The following is a 16312-nucleotide window of genomic DNA, read 5'->3' as shown; positions in this document are numbered from 1 at the left end:
CAGCCTAAGCGTCTGTCGGAAGCTGCTGTTACAATGCCGCCTCTGCGAATCTCCAGTCCCATACAGATCAGGAGCACAACGGTGCCCGTCGTTTTTGTTGCCGCTTCCAAGCTGCCCACCCCTTTTGCGCAATTCACCATGCATGGTTTTCTCGATGAAGCCACCGGCCGCGAGCACGTCGTGCTCAGCCTGGGTGATATTGCCGATGGCGCTCCGGTGCTCGGCCGGTTGCACTCCGAATGCCTGACCGGCGATGCCCTGTTCAGCCAGCGCTGCGACTGTGGTTCGCAACTGGAAGCCGCCCTGCAGGCGATCGCCCGCGAAGGCCGTGGCGTGCTCCTGTACCTGCGCCAGGAAGGCCGCGGTATCGGCTTGCTGAACAAGATCCGCGCCTATGAGTTGCAGGACGGCGGCGCCGACACCGTGGAAGCCAATGAGCGCCTCGGTTTTGCCGCCGACCAGCGTGACTACGCCATGTGCCTGCCGATGCTCGAGCACCTGGGGGTGAAGTCCCTGCGCCTGATGACCAACAACCCACGCAAGGTCAAAGCCCTGACCGAGATGGGCATAGTCGTCGCCGAGCGCGTACCGCTGCATACCGGCCACAACCCGCACAACAAACTCTACCTGGCCACCAAGGCCAGCAAGCTCGACCACATGATGGGCAACGAGCACCAGGGCGAGGTAGACCGGGCGTGACCCGCGGTCAGGTCCGGCGGCGCCTGGCCGTCAGCTGGTGGCAATACCTGGCGCTGGCGCTGCTGCCGCTGTTCGTGCTCAACCTGGTGTTTGGCCAGGGCGAGCCGCTGCTGCCGATCCTGGCGATGCCGTTTTTCATCGCTGGCGTGGCCTCGATGTTTGTCAGCCTGCGTTTTTTTGGCGGCTACAAGCGCGCGTTGATCGCCACCCATAAAGCCCTCGATACCCTTGAAGAACCGGCTGCCTGGATCGAGCTGGCGGCCCGCCGTCGTGCGGCGTTCCTGGCCGCGGCGCTGCCGGCCTGGATCGGCGCCCTGGCGGTGTTCGTCGGCCTGGAGGCGGTGCCGCTGATCCTGCTGGCACTGTCCACCGCCGTGCTGTTCTACCTCTACCGCATCCCGCGTCAGCTCGGTTGATGTCTCGCTGGCTGGCAGTCCTGCTGCTGGCCCTCGCCGGCCCGGCGCTGGCCGTGGAACGCGTGGTCAGCCTGGCGCCTTCACTGTCGGAAATCGTCGTCGAACTGGATTCCGCCGATCTGCTGGTCGGCGTGCTGGATGCTGGCGAGCGTCCCCCTCAATTGCACAACCTGCCGTCGGTGGGCCGCTACGGCCAGCTGGACATGGAGCGGCTGCTCAGCCTCAAGCCGGATCTGCTCCTGCTCTGGCCCGGCAGCGTCGGCCCGGCCCAGCGCGAGCAGCTCAGCCGGCTGGGTATCCCGACCCTGGTGGCCGAACCCCACAGCCTCGACCAGCTCATCACCCAGATCGAAACCATCGCCGCCCGGCTAGGGCGCCCACAACGCGGCCTGGAACGTGCCCATACGTTACGGCAGCAGTTGGCCAACCTGCGTCAGCGCTATGCCCGCAGCGCGCCTCTGGCGGTGTTTTATCAAGTCTGGGACCAGCCGCTGTACACCGTGGGCGGCGGGCAAATCATCAGTGATGCCTTGAGTGTGTGCGGCGCGCGCAACGTGTTTGCCGACCTGCCGCTGCCGGCGCCCCAGGTCAGCGTCGAGGCGGTGTTGCAGCGCAACCCTGAAGTGATCCTGGCCAGCACCCAGGCCCAGCTGGATGCCTGGAAAGCCTGGCCGCAGCTGAAGGCTGTGGCCCAAGGCCGGTTGTTGCTGATCAGCGATAAAGGCCTGGAGCGGCCGAGCGGGCAGATGATCGCCGCGACGGCCAAGCTCTGCCAATTGCTTGATCCTGAGTAGCCGCGGCTAGCGCATCGCGGGCAAGCCTCGTTGAGTCTGTAGGAGCGAGGCTTGCCCGCGAGCGCCCTCACTGGCGCCGCATGACTAAAGCTCCGGCGTCCAGGTTACCCCGAACATCCAGGCCCGGCCTGGCTCCCGATACCCGTATTGCGCGCCGTCATGGCTGTACAGCACCCGGCTGTAGGACTTATCCAGCAGATTGTCGACCTTCAATTCCAGCCGGACCTCGCGATTCAGCGCCCAGCTGCCGCGCAAGCCCAGCAGGGTATAACCGCCGAGGCGTTGCTGGTTGGCCAGGTCGTCATAGCTGCTGCTCACCGCCTGCCAGCTGGCGCCGAGGCCCAGGCGGTCGAACTGCCGGTCCAGGTCCAGGCTCAGGGTGCGCCGGGCGCGGCGGGCCAGGGTGTGGCCGGTGTCGCGGTCGCGGGGATCGATGATTGCCAGCCCCAGATTGCTCTGCCAGCCAAACAGCTCCTGGCGCAGCGCCGCCTCGAAGCCGTTGATGCGTGCCGAGGCGACGTTCTGCGGGCGCGAGTTGCTGCCGAAGATAATCGCGTCTTCCAGGTCGGTGCGGTACAGCGAGGTTTCCAGGCGCGTGCTTTCGCTCAACTGGCTGCGCCATTGCAGCTCGTAGCTTTTCGAGGTCTCGGGCTTGAGGTCGGGGTTGCTGAAGTCGGGGTAATACAGGTCGTTGAAGGTCGGGGCGCGGAAGCCTTCGCTGTAGGTCAGCAGGACATCATTGTCGGCATTCAGCGGCAAGGTGAGGGTGCCGCTCCAGCTGTTCTGGCCGCCGAACTGCTGGTTCTGGTCGCGACGCAGGCCCAGCTCGGTAGAGAAACTGTCGGCCTTGAAGCGATGCTGGACAAAGGCCGCGCGGTTCCAGCGGCTGTCCTCGGCGAAGGCGGTGCTGCTGTTGACCCGGTCTTGATACCAGTCGCCGCCGACGATCAGGCTGTTGCGTTCGTCGAGGCTCAGGTCGTTCTGCCAGTTGACCGAGTCGCGATAGGTGTTGAACACCGTGCGTTCGTCGCTGAGCTTGTCGAAGGTCTTCTCGCGGTTCTCGCTGTGGCCCAGTTCCAGGCGCGACTTCCAGGCTTCGTTGATACGGCCGTCGATATAGCTGCTGAAGCTGCTGACCGCGAATTCGCTGTAAGGCTTCTGGGGGAGACTCTCGAAGGTGCGGCTGTCGAAGCGCCCGAAAGGGTTGTCGAACTCGCTTTTGCCGCGGTTATCCAGCAGGTTCAGGCCGGCTTCCCAGTCGTCGTTGAAGGCGTGGCTTAGGCTCAGGCTGAGGGCCTGGTTGCGGTAGGCGTCATCATCGCGATCGCTGGCATAGGACTCATGGGTGCGATTGCTCCCGGCGGTGTCGTCGAGGCTGGCGCCCAGGTTGAAGCGGGTCTGCTGGTCGCCGCCGGACAGGCCGATGCTGCGTTCCCAGCTCTGGTGGCTGCCCACCCCCAGGTGCAGGCGCGGTTGCAGGCCCTGCTCGGCGCTGCGCCGGGTGAAGATCTGGATCACCCCGCCAATGGCATCGCTGCCGTAGATCACCGAACGCGAACCGCGCAGCACTTCTACCCGTTCGATCTGCTGGATATTCAGGTGCTGCAGGTTGCTGTCGCCGGAGCTCGAACTGCCGATGCGCTGGCCGTCCACCAGCACCAGGGTCTGGGCCGACGAAGTGCCGCGGATATAGATCCCCGGCACGCTGCCCCGGCCGCCGCTCTGCGCCACCTGCACGCCAGGCACCCGTTGCAGCAGGTCGGTGACGTTGGAGGGTTGCAGGCGGTCGATATCGTCGCGGGTGAACACGGTGTTGGCGGCGCTGCTGTCGTTGCGCGCCTCTACCTGGCGGTTGGCGCTGATCAGGGTGTCGGGCAGCTTGAGGGCCTGTTCGCGATCGAGGTTGTCGGCCAGCAGTTGGCCGGTGGGCAGCAAGGCAAGGGGCAGGGCGAGGAGGGCGGGTTTCATCGACAATCCGTGGCGCTTGGCGAGCGAGGCAGGGGCCGGGGATAACTCCTGTAGCCGCTGCCGAAGGCTGCGATCGGCCCCGAAGGGCCGTCGCTTTTGAGGCTTACAGGCCGAGCAGGCGCAGGCGTTCCCGCACGGCGGCTTCGATGCCGGCTTCGTCCAGGCCGCATTCGGCCAGCATCTGCGCCGGCTTGGCGTGCTCGACATAGAGGTCCGGCAAGCCCAGGTGCAGGATCGGCTTGAGGATCGCCTCGCGCGCCAGGAACTCGCTGACCGCGCCGCCGGCGCCGCCCATGATTGCGTTCTCTTCGACGGTCACCAGCAGTTCGTGGCTGGCAGCGATCTCGCGCACCAGGGCTTCATCCAGCGGCTTGACGAAACGCATGTCGACCACGGTGGCGTCCAGCTTGTCGGCGACTTTCAGCGCCTCGGCCAGTTGCACGCCGAACACCAGCAGGGCGACTTTGCTGCCCTGGTGGCGCACCACGCCCTTGCCGATCTCGATCGGCTGCAGGTCTTTCTCGATGGTGGCGTTCGGGCCGGTACCGCGCGGGTAACGCACGGCGGCCGGGCCGTTGTACAGGTGGCCGGTGCTGAGCATCTTGCGCAGTTCGTTCTCGTCGCTCGGGGTCATCACCACCATGCCGGGGATGCAGCGCAGGAACGACAGGTCGAAGCTGCCGGCGTGGGTCGGGCCGTCTTCGCCCACCAGGCCGGCGCGGTCGATGGCGAACAGCACGTCGAGGTTCTGCACTGCCACATCGTGAACAAGCTGGTCGTAACCGCGCTGCAGGAAGGTCGAATAGATCGCCACCACCGGCTTGGCGCCTTCGCAGGCCATGCCGGCCGCCAGGGTCACGGCGTGCTGCTCGGCAATCGCCACGTCGAAGTAGCGCAGCGGGAAACGCTCGCTGAAGGCCACCAGGTCCGAGCCTTCCTTCATCGCCGGGGTAATGCCCACCAGGCGCGGGTCGGCGGCAGCCATGTCGCACAGCCATTCGCCGAACACGCCGGAGTACTTCGGCCCACCGGCCTTTTTCGGCGCGGCGGCGGGGCTGTCCAGGGGATCGAGCTTGGTGATAGCGTGGTAGCCGATCGGGTCGACTTCCGCCGGGGCGAAACCCTTGCCCTTTTTGGTCACCACGTGCAGGAACTGCGGGCCCTTGAGGTCGCGCATGTTACGCAGGGTGGCGATCAGGGTTGGCAGGTCGTGGCCATCGATCGGGCCGATGTAGTTCCAGCCCAGTTCTTCGAACAGGGTGCCGGGAACCAGCATGCCCTTTGCGTATTCTTCGGTGCGACGGGCGATTTCCCAGGCGCCGGGCAGGCGCGACAGCACCTTCTTGCTGCCTTCGCGCATGCTGGCGTAGGTGCGGCTGGAGAGGATCTTGGCCAGGTAGTTGGACAGGCCGCCGACGTTACGCGAGATCGACATGTCGTTGTCGTTGAGGATCACCAGCATGTTGGCGTCCACTTCCGGCGCGTGGTTCAGCGCCTCGAAGGCCATGCCCGCGGTCAGGGCGCCGTCGCCGATCACCGCGATCGCCTTGCGCTCGCTGTTCTGCAGGCGGGCGGCAATGGCCATGCCCAGCGCCGCACTGATCGAGGTGCTGGAATGGCCGACGCCAAAGGTGTCGTACTCGCTCTCGGAACGCCGTGGGAAGGCGGCCAGGCCGTCCTTCTGGCGCAGGCTGGCCATGCGCTCGCGGCGACCGGTGAGGATCTTGTGCGGATAAGCCTGATGACCCACGTCCCACACCAGACGGTCGTCCGGCGTGTCGAAGACGTAATGCAGCGCGATGGTCAGCTCGATGACGCCCAGGCCGGCACCGAAATGCCCACCGGTCTGGCCGACCGTATAGAGCAACTCCAGGCGCAACTCATCGGCCAGGGTTTCCAGCTCGGCTTCGCCTAACCGGCGCAGGCCGTCCGGCGTGTTGGCACGGTCGAGCAGGGGCGTGGTCGGGCGCTTGCGGGGAATCTCATGAAACGTCGTGGGCATCAGGCGAATCGTTATAGGTATAAAAGAGGCGGCAGTTTACCTTATGCATCGCAAGCTGCCCACGCAGAGCGCGGAACTTGGCCGATATGCGGTCTGCCGCGCCGGGGTCGATCAACTGCGTCGTTCGACGATATAACGCGCCAGCTCCCGCAGGGGCTCGGCGCCCGCGTCAAAGGGTCGCAGTGCGTGCAGGGCCTGATCGCGCAGCTCCAGGGCATAGGCCTTGGCCGCTTCCAGGCCGAGCAGGGCCGGGTAGGTCGGTTTGTCCCGCGCGATGTCGGCACCCTGGCGTTTGCCGAGGGTCGCGGTATCGCTTTCCACGTCGAGAATGTCGTCCTGCACCTGGAAGGCCAGGCCGATGGCCTGGGCATAGGTCTGCAGGGACTTGAGTTCGTCTTTCTCGGCCCGGCCGCTGGCCAGGGCGCCGAGCTTGACGCTGGCCTCGATCAGCGCGCCGGTCTTGTGCCGGTGCATGTATTCCAGGGCTTTCTGGTCGAGCTTGAGGCCCACCGAACCGAGGTCGATGGCCTGGCCGCCGACCATGCCCGCCGGGCCCGCCGCCAGCGCCAGGGCGCTGGCCATCTGCAGGCGGACCTCGGCGCTCGAATCGCTCAGGCGCGGGTCGAGCAGGGCGCTGAAGGCCAGGCTCTGCAAACCGTCGCCGGCGAGAATCGCGCAGGCTTCATCGAAGGCTTTGTGGGTGGTCGGCTGGCCGCGACGCAGATCGTCGTCGTCCATCGCCGGCAAATCGTCGTGCACCAGGGAATAGGCGTGGATCAGCTCCACCGCGCAGGCGGCGCCGTTGGCTTGCTCCGGCCGGGCGCCGAGGGCTTCGCAGGCGGCGTAGGCCAGCAGCGGGCGTACGCGCTTGCCGCCGTTCATCACGCTGTAGCGCATGGCCTCGTAAAGACGGGCCAGCTCCGGGCTTGGCGCGTGGAACAGGGTTTCCAGTGCAGCATTGACCCGGGCCTGACTGCTGGCCTGATAGGCCGCGATCATTCTGGCTGTTCCGCGTCGAAGGGTTCTTCGGCCAGCTCGCCATCGCGTTCCAGCAGGATCTGCACCTTCTGCTCGGCCTGGGCCAGCGCCGCCTGGCAATCGCGGGTCAGGCCGATGCCTTGCTCGAAGGCGGTCAACGAGTCTTCCAGCGACAGCTCGCCGTTCTCCAGACGCTCGACCAGCGTTTGCAGGTCGGCGAGGGATTGTTCGAAATCTAAGGCAGCTTTTTTGCGGGCCATGGCGGCTATCCCGGTTGACGTTAAACCGGCGCGACACTAGCAGACATGGGGGTTTGGGGCAAATGAGCAGGGGGCGGAGGCCTTCTTCAGTCGCCTTGATAAGGCGTCTGTTTTCGGTGGATCGTGGTGGGTTTCAGGCAATTGGGCTTTGGTATGCCTTTTGGGTGGTGGCATTTTGGTATTGATGAGGCTTAGGATGATGAAGCCATATTTCTAACTTCAGGGAGAAGTACATGAGTAATAAGTCATTCCGAGTCACGTTCACTCGCGGCGATAGCTCTTCTGTTATCACCAGTACTGTCCAAGCTTCGAGCGCTAGCCAGGCAAAGGAAAAAATCAAGGAAAGAGAGCGTGGAAAGGCCAAAATCATCTCGGCAGTAGAGCAATAAGACACTCAAGTTCGATCAGGCGGGGTGGGTGACTCTCTGCTCCGCTTTTTCAGCGGTTTCAACGATGTTGTTCGGTAGAGCTGACGGAGCTGAATTATGGACGATGAAGAACAGCAGGAAAAACGCTCGATCTATTACGATTTGGGCGATGCCTATAACGAGGTGAAAGGTGCCAGTGGCGCGAAGGAAACAGCGATCACTGGTGCTGTGCTAGCGGGTAAGACCTTATTCAATACCTCGATTTGGGCAGGAAAGTTGGGAATCGAAATGATCAAGAACCTTCCTGAAGCCATGGAAAAACAACGTGAGCGAATGGAAGCCGAAAAAGCTAAAAAGTAGCAGCCATGAGGGGCTCGTCTGAGCCCCATTCAAATGAGCTCCTTCCAAGTGATTCACAGGTTCGACAGACAGCGCTGACAGTGAGTCAAATTTGTACAGTTGATCACTCTGATCTGTACCGACCAGTCCCCAGACCTTGCCTTCTCTTGTAGCAGATTGGTGTCCACAGTCCTGTGTCGCCATTTCTTGCTTTACGACAAGGAAAGTTGCGCGCACTTGCCTTGCAATGCCCCATCGTTGATTGGCAAGGAGAAGCTGCAATGAGTGTTTTTCGAAGTGTATTGGGGGCCTGTGTGCTGCTTGGCAGCTGTGCCAGCAGCCTGGCGCTGGCCGGTGGGGCCGAGGGTTTGCAGCGGGTGAAGGTCGACCTGGTCGCGCCGCCGCTGGTGCATCCCCATGAGCAGGTGGTCAGCGGGCCGCCCAAGGTGGTGCAGTTCCGCATGAGTATCGAAGAGAAAAAAATGGTCATCGACGACCAGGGCACCACGCTCCAGGCCATGACCTTCAATGGCTCCATGCCCGGCCCGACCCTGGTGGTGCACGAGGGTGACTATATAGAGCTGACGCTGGTCAATCCGGCGACCAACAGCATGCCCCACAATGTCGACTTTCACGCGGCCACCGGCGCCCTGGGCGGGGCGGGCCTGACCCAGGTGGTGCCAGGGCAGGAAGTGGTGCTGCGCTTCAAGGCCGACCGCAGCGGCACCTTTGTCTATCACTGCGCGCCGCAAGGCATGGTGCCGTGGCACGTGGTGTCGGGCATGAACGGCGCGCTGATGGTGCTGCCCCGTGACGGCCTGCGCGACCCGCAGGGCAAACCCCTGCATTACGACCGCGTCTACACCATCGGCGAGTCCGACCTGTATATCCCCAAGGACAAGGACGGCCACTACAAGGACTACCCGGACCTGGCGTCCAGTTACCAGGACACCCGCGCGGTCATGCGCACCCTGACCCCGAGCCACGTGGTGTTCAACGGCCGTGTCGGCGCCCTGACCGGGGCCAACGCGCTGACCTCCAAGGTTGGGGAGAGCGTGCTGTTCATCCACTCCCAGGCCAACCGCGACAGCCGTCCGCACCTGATTGGCGGCCACGGCGACTGGGTCTGGACCACCGGCAAGTTCGCCAACCCGCCGCAACGCAACATGGAAACCTGGTTTATCCCTGGCGGTTCCGCGGTGGCGGCGCTGTACACCTTCAAGCAACCGGGGACCTACGTGTACCTCAGCCACAACCTGATCGAGGCCATGGAACTGGGGGCCCTGGCCCAGATCAAGGTGGAGGGGCAGTGGGACGATGACCTGATGACCCAGGTGAAAGCGCCGGGTCCAATCGTCGAGCCCAAGCAATAGGAAGAGGGGCGGGGATATTGCTCAGGTCTTGATCATTTCGTAAAAGTCCGTAATATCCCCGCCATGCTCATCGATCAAATCAAAGCGCTGGCCAGCGACATCCGTATGCAGATGCTTGAATGGCTGAAGGACCCGGAAGGCAACTTTCCGCCCCAGGGGCATGACGCACCGAAAGAAATCGGCATCTGCATGACTCACCTGCAGCACAAGGCCGCGCTTTCGGCGTCCAGCACCTCCAGCCATTTGGCGATCCTGCAGCAGGCGGGTCTGGTCGAGGCCACGCGCATCGGCAAGTGGACTTACTTTCGCCGTAACGAAGCCGCCATTGCGGCCTTTACCGAGCAACTGAAGCGCGAGCTCTGAGTTTTTTTACTTGAACATTTCGTTATTTTTCGAAATGAAAAAGCAACCCAGGAGGATCTGTTCATGAAAGCAATCTACGTACAACCCGGTGGTGGCTACGACAACGTAGTGGTCGGCGAGGCTCCGGCCGCGGCGCCACAAGCGGGCGAAATCACCGTGCGCCTGCGCGCCAGCTCCCTCAACTACCACGACTTCGCGGTGGTCAGCGGCATGTGGGGGCCGACTGAGTCGCGCATCCCGATGGCCGATGGCGCCGGTGAAGTGATCGCCGTGGGCGAGGGGGTCAGTGAATTCGCCGTTGGCGACTCGGTGGTCAGCACCTTTTTCCCTGAATGGCTGGATGGCAGGCCCAATGTCGTCGGCTTTGCCACGGTGCCGGGCGACGGCCTGGACGGTTACGCCCGTGAAGTCGTTACCGCTCGCGCCACCGCCTTCACCCGTGCGCCCAAGGGCTGGAGCCACGCCGAAGCCGCGACCCTGACCACCGCCGGTCTCACTGCCTGGCGTGCGCTGGTGGACGACGGCCGGGTGACTGCTGGCGACACCGTGCTGGTGCAAGGCACCGGCGGCGTGTCGATCTTCGCCCTGCAATTCGCCAAGATGCTCGGCGCCACCGTGATCGCCACCTCGTCCAGCGATGCCAAGCTGGAACGGCTGAAAGCCCTCGGTGCCGATCACCTGATCAACTACCGCGAGGACCCTACCTGGGGCGAAACCGTGCAGAAACTCACTGCCGGCCGTGGCGTCGACCACGTGATCGAAGTGGGCGGCCCGGCCACCCTGGAACAGTCGATGATCGCCGCCCGGGCCGGTGGCCATATCTCGGTGATCGGCATCCTGACCGGCGTGGCGGGTGAGTTCCCGATCGTCACCGCGCTGGTCAAGCAACTGCGCCTGCAAGGCGTGCTGGTGGGTAACCGCCGGCAGCAGCAGGACATGGTCCGCGCCATCGATGCCAACGGCATGCATCCGATCCTCGACAAGCATTTCGCCCTGGATGCAATAGTCGATGCCTTCCGCTACCAGGAAAGCAACCAGCACTTCGGCAAGATCATTCTCGATATCTGACCCTGCCTGGCCGGCCGCTGCGGATCACTCGCTCTGATCCGTGGTGGCCAGCACCTCGTTGATCTTCCAGCAGCCTTTGTCCTTGACCAGCAGCAGGTCGACGATCTGCGTGGTGTCCGGCGTATTGCCCAGGGTCACCGACTCGCGCGCCGAGGCGCCTTGCACCTGCGGTTCGCTGACCTTGATCTGGGTCAGCCACTCATCCATGTAGTCCTGGGTCTTGAGGAAGTAGTCCTCTTCCAGCCCTTCGGGGCTGCTCATCTGCTTCTTGATCCGTTCGATCAGCGTTTGGGTGACGTACTGCTGCAGGTGCGGCAGGTCATCGGTGATCGGGTCTTTTTCGTTGCTGAAACTTTCCAGGTACCAGTTGTAGAAGGCCTCGGCCACCGGCTTGGGCGAGCTGGCGCAGTCGGCGAGGGCGAGGGGTTGATGGAAAGCCGCGGCGAGGAGCAGCAGGGGGAACAGCTTTCTCATGGGGACGTCCTTACAGGAGTTAAGACATTGAGCCGTTGAGACATCAGGTTGTGGCCGAGTGCTCGATTTCAACACGCTGTGGCCCGGATCGCTATCGGCCTGTGCGCTGGCAGTGCTTTGCAATACAAATACGCTTTCAAATGCTGTAGTCTTGAAACTACAGTCGCGGCATGATCGAGATCAAACAGACCGCGACCTTTATGGAGTGGGAAAACAGGCTCAAGGATTCCAGAGCCAGGGCGTTGATCGCTGCGCGGATTTTTCGCCTGGCCAACGGCCTTGCCGGGGACGTGTCTCCGGTGGGCGAAGGCGTCAGTGAGTTGCGCATCCATTACGGGCCGGGCTACCGGGTTTACTTCCAGCAGTGCGGCCTGCAACTCGTCATCCTGTTATGCGGCGGCGACAAGAGTCGCCAGAGCCGAGATATCGAACTGGCCAAACAGCTGGCCCGTCGTTGGAGCCGATCATGAACGAACCGCTTTTCGACTATGACCCCGCCACGTCCCTGCGTGACCCGCAGGCCATTGCCCTGTTCATGGCGGACGCCTTCGAGACCGGCGATGCCGGCTACATCGCCAAAGCCCTGGGCGTGGTGGCGCGGGCCAAGGGCATGACCGAACTGGCCCATGAAACCGGGCTGTCCCGCGAGCAGCTGTACCGCTCGTTCAGCGACAAGGGCAACCCGACCCTGAAGACCCTGCTGGCGGTGATGCGCGCCCTGGGGCTGGACATGACGGCGCGGGTGCATGGGGCGTCTTGAGGGGAACTGAGAGGGGATAAGGCCTGTAGAGGGCTTCTATAAAAACGGGGCGAATGACCGTTCGCCCCGTTCCTGCCCTGCGGATACTTGAGCTTTTAACGCAAGGCAGTGGTCTTGGCCGGCCGGTTGGCATCGAGCAATGCGTTCACTACGGCATTGGCCATTTCCACTGAATGGATCATCGACCAGATCAGCCCGCGTTCCACGCCGCTGGTGCGTTCGCTGATTTCATCGCTGACCTGCACCGCGCAATCGAGCAGCAGCGACACATGCACCAAGGCTTCTTCGGCGCTGACGCCGGGGCGGACGTTGAACGGCGAGTCGTGACCCACGGCTGCCGCGGCGGTGTCTTTCAGGCTGTCGAGGGTCGAGGGTTCGGCGTTGTTCGCGGCCAGGGCCAGGCGGATGCGCTGGGTGGCGAGGTCGTGTTCGGGGGTTCTGAATTGCCCGGGCAGGGGCATGGGTGGATCGGGGACGAGCTTTTTCATGGTTTAACTCCTAGTACAGATTAGGAGCCATCACCATCGCTGCTAAACGATAGGGTGGCAGCCGTTTGCAGGTTAGCAGACCGGTGACTAGGAAAACCGGCGCACCCGAGGGTGCCCTGCGCACGGCCACCATAAAAGCTTGGGCCGAATAAAAGCGCCTCGCTGAGGGGGCACTTTGCGCCTAGTCCGGTGGGCTGCTAAACCCGATCACTGAATTGGCAGTGACAGGCCGAGCCTAGGCAGCAGGTTTGGCAGGCGCAAGCGGGTTGGAGATTCTAGGAAAAATCGCTCAATAGAAAGCGAAGAGCCTTACATCTGGACCTGGCCAAGCCAAAGGCCGCCTTGATGTTTCGAACGCTGCGCGGGCTGCCAAAAGGTCGGCAACCCTCACCCCCGCCCCCCGCCGTCACAGATAAAGTCAATGAACGCCCGCAGTTTCGGTGTGAGGTGGCGGCTCGATGGCCATACCACCTGGATGTTCAGGGTGCGCTGCACCCGGTCGGGCAGGATCGATTCCAGTTCGCCGGCATCCAGTGCCTCGCGCACCGCGAATTCGGGGACGCAGGCGATGCCCAGGCCTTGCCTGGCCATGTGGATCAGCATGTCCAGGTTATTGCAGACCATGGTCGCCGGCACTTTCAGCTCGGCGCCTTCGGCGAGGCCCGTCAGCGGCCATTTTTCCAGCTTGCCTGTCGACGGCAGTTTGTAATGCAGACAGTGGTGCTCCTGCAGCTGCTCGACCGTGACCGGGTAACCGTGGCTGGCAAAGTAGCTGGGTGCGCCCACCAGGTAGAAGCCGAAGCTGTCGAGTTTCCTGGCCATCAAGCGGGAGTCGTGCAACTGGCCGGTGCGCAGCACGGCGTCGAAGCCTTCCTCGACCACGTCCACCAGCCGGTCGGTGAAGTCCAGCTCCAGCTGGATGTCCGGATAACGCTGCATGAAGCGCGACAGGTGCATGAACAAAACGTTGCCCAGCAGCGGCAGGCTGATGCGCAGCTTGCCGCGTGGCGTCTCGCTGGAGCTGGAGAGTTCCTGCTCCGCGGCTTCCAGCTCGTTGAGCACCCGGCGGCAGCGTTCCAGGAACAGCGAGCCCTCGCTGGTCAGGTTGATGCTGCGGGTATTGCGGTGGAATAGCCGGGTGCCGAGTTTCTCTTCCATGCGGGCGATGCTCTTGCCCACGGCCGAGGCGGAGATCCCGAGCAAGCGGCCCGCCGCGACGAAACTGCGGCTTTCGGCGACCTGGACGAACACGGTGATGCCATTGAGCTTATCCAACACTCACTCCTTTGATTGCGGACAAAAATGTCCGTGGACCCCGGAATTGTAACCTCTGTTTCCCTACCGTGGCCGGTTCTACCATCGCTGCATCCAGTTCAACCATTCAGCAATTTGGGGTCAGCTATGTCAGTCAACGAACCGCTTCGCCCGCTACAGTCTCTTCGCTCGTTCGAGTCCACCCAGGTGGCCTCACGGATCGATGCCGTGCTCGAGCAGACCCTGCACGACCAGCGCCTGGTGGGCGCCGTGGTGCTGGTGGCTCATCGCGGCGAACTCATCTATCGCCGCGCGGCGGGCCTGGCCGACCGGGAAGCGCAAGTGCCGATGCGTGAAGATGCCTTGTTCCGGCTGTCTTCGGTTTCCAAGCCGATCGCTTCGGTGGCGGCGCTGGTGCTGGTCGCCCAGGGCAAGATCCAGCTGGACGATGACATCAGCCGCTGGTTGCCGTATTTCAAGCCAACCCTGAACGACGGCCAGCCCGCGACCATTACCCTGCGCCAGCTGCTGAGCCATACCGCCGGTCTTTCCTATGGCTTCCTGGAAAGCGCCGAGGGCGGCCCTTATCACGCCGCCGGGGTGTCCGACGGGCTGGAGCGCAGCGAGCTTTCGCTGGAAGAGAACCTGCGCCGCCTGGGCCAGATTCCATTGCAGTACAAACCCGGCAGCAACTGGGGCTACTCGATCGCCACCGACGTCCTGGGCGGGCTGATCGCCGCCGTGCATGGCACGACCCTCGCCGTGGCGATCGATCAATTGGTGGTCCAGCCACTGCAGTTGCACGACACCAGTTTCAAGGTTTCAGACGTCAGCCGCCTGACCGCGGCGTACCTGAACGATCAGCCACGGCCGCATCGTATCGAGGCGCTGGAAGTGGTCCCGGTCTTCGAGGGCACCGCGGGCATCAAGCTGGACCCGGCCCGGGCCCTGGACCCGCATGCCTATGACTCCGGTGGCTCGGGCCTGATCGGTAGCGCCGGTGAGTTCCTGACGCTGCTCGAAACCCTGCGCAAGGGTGGCGCGCCGCTGCTGCCTCAAGCCCTGGTCGATGAAATGACCAGCAACCAGACCGCCGATCTGGAGCTGGAAAACTGGCCCGGACGCGGCTTTGGCCTGGGCTTCACGGTGCTCAAGGACCCGGCGGCGGCGCAGACCGCCGAGTCGGCCGGCAGCTGGCGGCTGGGCGGCGCCTATGGGCATTCGTGGTTCGTCGACCCGGCCGAGCAATTGACGGTGGTCGCCTTCACCAACACCGCCTTCGAAGGCATGTTCGGGCAGTTCACTGTCGACCTGTGCAACGCCGTCTACGGCCAGTGAACAGGTGCCGGCCCCTGCCAGCTGGGGGCCGGCACGCAAACATCGAATAAAGACGGTTCGCTCAGCGATCTGCATTGCCGTACCCCTCGCAACATTGCCTGCAAGTTCGCAACGCCATTGATGGTTTTTATCGGGAGCACGCTCGGCACGCGCACGCGTCGTCGGGCGCGCCGTGACTCTATGGGGATCGGATAATGAAAAAAGCAGAGTTCTACCATTCGCATGTGCACAGCAAACTCGATTCGCTCACGGGAATACGCTTTTTCGCCGCGGCTATGGTGTTCATGTTCCATGCGTCGCTGACCCGGATCATCGGTTTCAACCCCTACGCCGACAGCGACGTGATCGATGTCTTCCAGCGCATCTTCAGCGGTGGCGGCTGGCTCGGCGTGTCGTTCTTTTTCGTGCTCAGTGGCTTTGTGATCACCTGGTCGGCGCGCAAGGGCGACAGCCTGACCGGCTTCTGGAAGCGCCGCTTACTGAAGATCTACCCCAACCACATCGCCACCTGGCTGCTGGCGATGCTGCTGTTCAGCGTGCCGGCGGCCAGCGTGGCGATCTGGCTGCCCAATCTGTTGCTGGTGCATTCCTGGATTCCACGGATGGACACCTTCCTCAGCGTCAACGGCCCGTCCTGGTCGCTGTGCTGCGAGATGTTCTTCTATCTGCTGTTTCCCCTGGCGCTCAAGCTGGTCTGGAACATTGCCGAGCAGCGGCTGTGGCGCTGGGCCTGGGCGATGGTCGCGGGCCTGGCCCTGACGCAAGTCGCCATACGCCTGCTGGCCCCGGCCACGCCACTGATCAATGAGTACCCGATTTCCCTGAGCCAGTGGTGGTGGGCCTACTACTTCCCGCCCGCGCGGCTGTTCGAGTTCGTGCTGGGCATGCTCATGGCGCGGATCCTCATGGCCGGCCGCTGGATCGACCTGAGCGTGCCCTGGGCCTTCGCGCTGCTGGTCGGCAGCTACGTGGCGGCGATGTATGTGCCTTTCCAGTACAGCCTCAACCTGGTGACGCTGGTGCCGGTCGCGGCGCTGATCACCGCGATCGCCGCCAGCGACCTGAAGGATCGCAAAGGGTTGCTCAACACGCGCTGGATGGTCTGGCTGGGGGAGATCTCGTTCGGCTTCTACATGATCCACCTGCTGATCATGACCCTGGCGACCCAGCTGCTCGGCGGCCGCCTGTTCGATAACGGCAGCGCCACGCTGATCGTCGCGCTCACCTTCGCGCTCTCCATCTTCGGCGGCTGGCTGCTGTTCAACTTTGTCGAGCGCCCCGTCATGCAGCGTTGGGGCCGGACCGGCAAGGCCAGGGTGCTGGGCGGCAGCCTGGCCCAGCCCGAAGCCACGTCCTGACCCTCTCTCAAC

At 63.5% G+C, this 16312-nt stretch carries 18 protein-coding genes; 11 read left to right on the top strand and 7 right to left on the bottom strand.

The annotated features are described in order from the left end of the window. Window positions 1-81 precede the first annotated feature (81 nt). The 3 genes from ribA to PVZ80_RS10855 are packed head-to-tail and all read left to right on the top strand — an operon-like array spanning window position 82 to window position 1909. Entirely contained in the window at window positions 82-699 is a 618-nt protein-coding gene (gene ribA / locus PVZ80_RS10865; RefSeq protein ID WP_007924108.1) for a GTP cyclohydrolase II, read from the top strand. After that, window positions 696-1115 (top strand): MFS transporter, encoded by a 420-nt coding sequence (locus tag PVZ80_RS10860; protein WP_273863887.1) that lies wholly within the window; start codon window positions 696-698, stop codon window positions 1113-1115. Before ribA ends, PVZ80_RS10860 begins: the two co-directional genes overlap by 4 nt. After that, window positions 1115-1909: a cobalamin-binding protein gene (locus PVZ80_RS10855; RefSeq protein WP_435307272.1), complete on the top strand. Its 795-nt coding sequence runs from the start codon at window positions 1115-1117 to the stop codon at window positions 1907-1909. The genes PVZ80_RS10860 and PVZ80_RS10855 overlap by 1 nt, the downstream gene beginning before the upstream one ends. 84 nt (window positions 1910-1993) lie before the next feature. Here PVZ80_RS10855 and PVZ80_RS10850 read toward each other — a convergent pair whose 3' ends face one another. The 4 genes from PVZ80_RS10850 to PVZ80_RS10835 all read right to left on the bottom strand — a co-directional run bounded on the left by PVZ80_RS10850 (window position 1994) and on the right by PVZ80_RS10835 (window position 7117). After that, window positions 1994-3877, bottom strand: coding sequence for a TonB-dependent receptor domain-containing protein (locus PVZ80_RS10850; protein ID WP_273863885.1), 1884 nt, complete (start codon window positions 3875-3877; stop codon window positions 1994-1996). 103 nt (window positions 3878-3980) lie between these two features. Continuing rightward, entirely contained in the window at window positions 3981-5879 is a 1899-nt protein-coding gene (dxs, locus tag PVZ80_RS10845) for a 1-deoxy-D-xylulose-5-phosphate synthase (protein ID WP_038635539.1), read from the bottom strand. 111 nt (window positions 5880-5990) lie between these two features. Then, the gene (gene ispA / locus PVZ80_RS10840) at window positions 5991-6878 is read right to left on the bottom strand and encodes a (2E,6E)-farnesyl diphosphate synthase (RefSeq protein ID WP_273863884.1); all 888 of its coding nucleotides are present in this window, start codon (window positions 6876-6878) and stop codon (window positions 5991-5993) included. Then, the gene (locus tag PVZ80_RS10835; RefSeq protein WP_007924102.1) at window positions 6875-7117 is read right to left on the bottom strand and encodes an exodeoxyribonuclease VII small subunit; all 243 of its coding nucleotides are present in this window, start codon (window positions 7115-7117) and stop codon (window positions 6875-6877) included. Before PVZ80_RS10835 ends, ispA begins: the two co-directional genes overlap by 4 nt. Window positions 7118-7602: 485 nt before the next feature. On the opposite strand from PVZ80_RS10835, the gene PVZ80_RS10830 reads away from it, so the two are divergent. The 4 genes from PVZ80_RS10830 (at window position 7603) to PVZ80_RS10815 (ending at window position 10628) form a co-directional block, all read left to right on the top strand. Next, window positions 7603-7845 (top strand): hypothetical protein, encoded by a 243-nt coding sequence (locus PVZ80_RS10830; protein WP_009051082.1) that lies wholly within the window; start codon window positions 7603-7605, stop codon window positions 7843-7845. Between the two features lie 260 nt (window positions 7846-8105). Then, window positions 8106-9197, top strand: a complete 1092-nt coding sequence (nirK, locus tag PVZ80_RS10825; protein WP_009051081.1) for a copper-containing nitrite reductase — start codon at window positions 8106-8108, stop codon at window positions 9195-9197. Between the two features lie 63 nt (window positions 9198-9260). Continuing rightward, entirely contained in the window at window positions 9261-9560 is a 300-nt protein-coding gene (locus tag PVZ80_RS10820) for an ArsR/SmtB family transcription factor (protein WP_009051080.1), read from the top strand. A 63-nt stretch (window positions 9561-9623) separates the two neighbouring features. Continuing rightward, a complete protein-coding gene (locus tag PVZ80_RS10815; protein WP_016702673.1) occupies window positions 9624-10628 on the top strand; it encodes a zinc-dependent alcohol dehydrogenase family protein in 1005 nt (334 codons plus the stop codon). Between the two features lie 24 nt (window positions 10629-10652). Here the strand turns inward: PVZ80_RS10815 and PVZ80_RS10810 are convergent, their stop codons facing one another. Next, window positions 10653-11102, bottom strand: a complete 450-nt coding sequence (locus PVZ80_RS10810; RefSeq protein ID WP_009051078.1) for a DUF3828 domain-containing protein — start codon at window positions 11100-11102, stop codon at window positions 10653-10655. 170 nt (window positions 11103-11272) lie between these two features. Between PVZ80_RS10810 and PVZ80_RS10805 the strand changes: the two genes are divergently transcribed. Next, entirely contained in the window at window positions 11273-11572 is a 300-nt protein-coding gene (locus PVZ80_RS10805; protein WP_124312233.1) for a type II toxin-antitoxin system RelE/ParE family toxin, read from the top strand. Then, complete coding sequence (locus PVZ80_RS10800; RefSeq protein WP_041987449.1) at window positions 11569-11862, top strand: addiction module antidote protein; 294 nt, start codon at window positions 11569-11571, stop codon at window positions 11860-11862. The genes PVZ80_RS10805 and PVZ80_RS10800 overlap by 4 nt, the downstream gene beginning before the upstream one ends. A gap of 95 nt (window positions 11863-11957) precedes the next feature. Here PVZ80_RS10800 and PVZ80_RS10795 read toward each other — a convergent pair whose 3' ends face one another. Together PVZ80_RS10795 and PVZ80_RS10790 are read right to left on the bottom strand one after the other, a co-directional pair. Beyond that, window positions 11958-12350, bottom strand: coding sequence for a DUF6124 family protein (locus PVZ80_RS10795; RefSeq protein WP_273863883.1), 393 nt, complete (start codon window positions 12348-12350; stop codon window positions 11958-11960). A gap of 387 nt (window positions 12351-12737) precedes the next feature. Continuing rightward, entirely contained in the window at window positions 12738-13625 is an 888-nt protein-coding gene (locus PVZ80_RS10790; protein WP_273863882.1) for a LysR family transcriptional regulator, read from the bottom strand. A 126-nt stretch (window positions 13626-13751) separates the two neighbouring features. On the opposite strand from PVZ80_RS10790, the gene PVZ80_RS10785 reads away from it, so the two are divergent. Both PVZ80_RS10785 and PVZ80_RS10780 read left to right on the top strand, forming a co-directional pair. After that, window positions 13752-14942, top strand: a complete 1191-nt coding sequence (locus PVZ80_RS10785) for a serine hydrolase domain-containing protein (protein ID WP_028683472.1) — start codon at window positions 13752-13754, stop codon at window positions 14940-14942. A 194-nt stretch (window positions 14943-15136) separates the two neighbouring features. Next, window positions 15137-16300, top strand: coding sequence for an acyltransferase family protein (locus PVZ80_RS10780; RefSeq protein ID WP_016702677.1), 1164 nt, complete (start codon window positions 15137-15139; stop codon window positions 16298-16300). Window positions 16301-16312 lie beyond the last annotated feature (12 nt).

The organism is Pseudomonas sp. B3G-3, from assembly GCF_028640915.1.
GTDB lineage: Bacteria > Pseudomonadota > Gammaproteobacteria > Pseudomonadales > Pseudomonadaceae > Aquipseudomonas > Aquipseudomonas chlororaphis_I.
The sequence above is the reverse complement of the archived record's forward strand: the minus strand, read 5'-3'. Positions and strand labels throughout refer to the sequence as shown.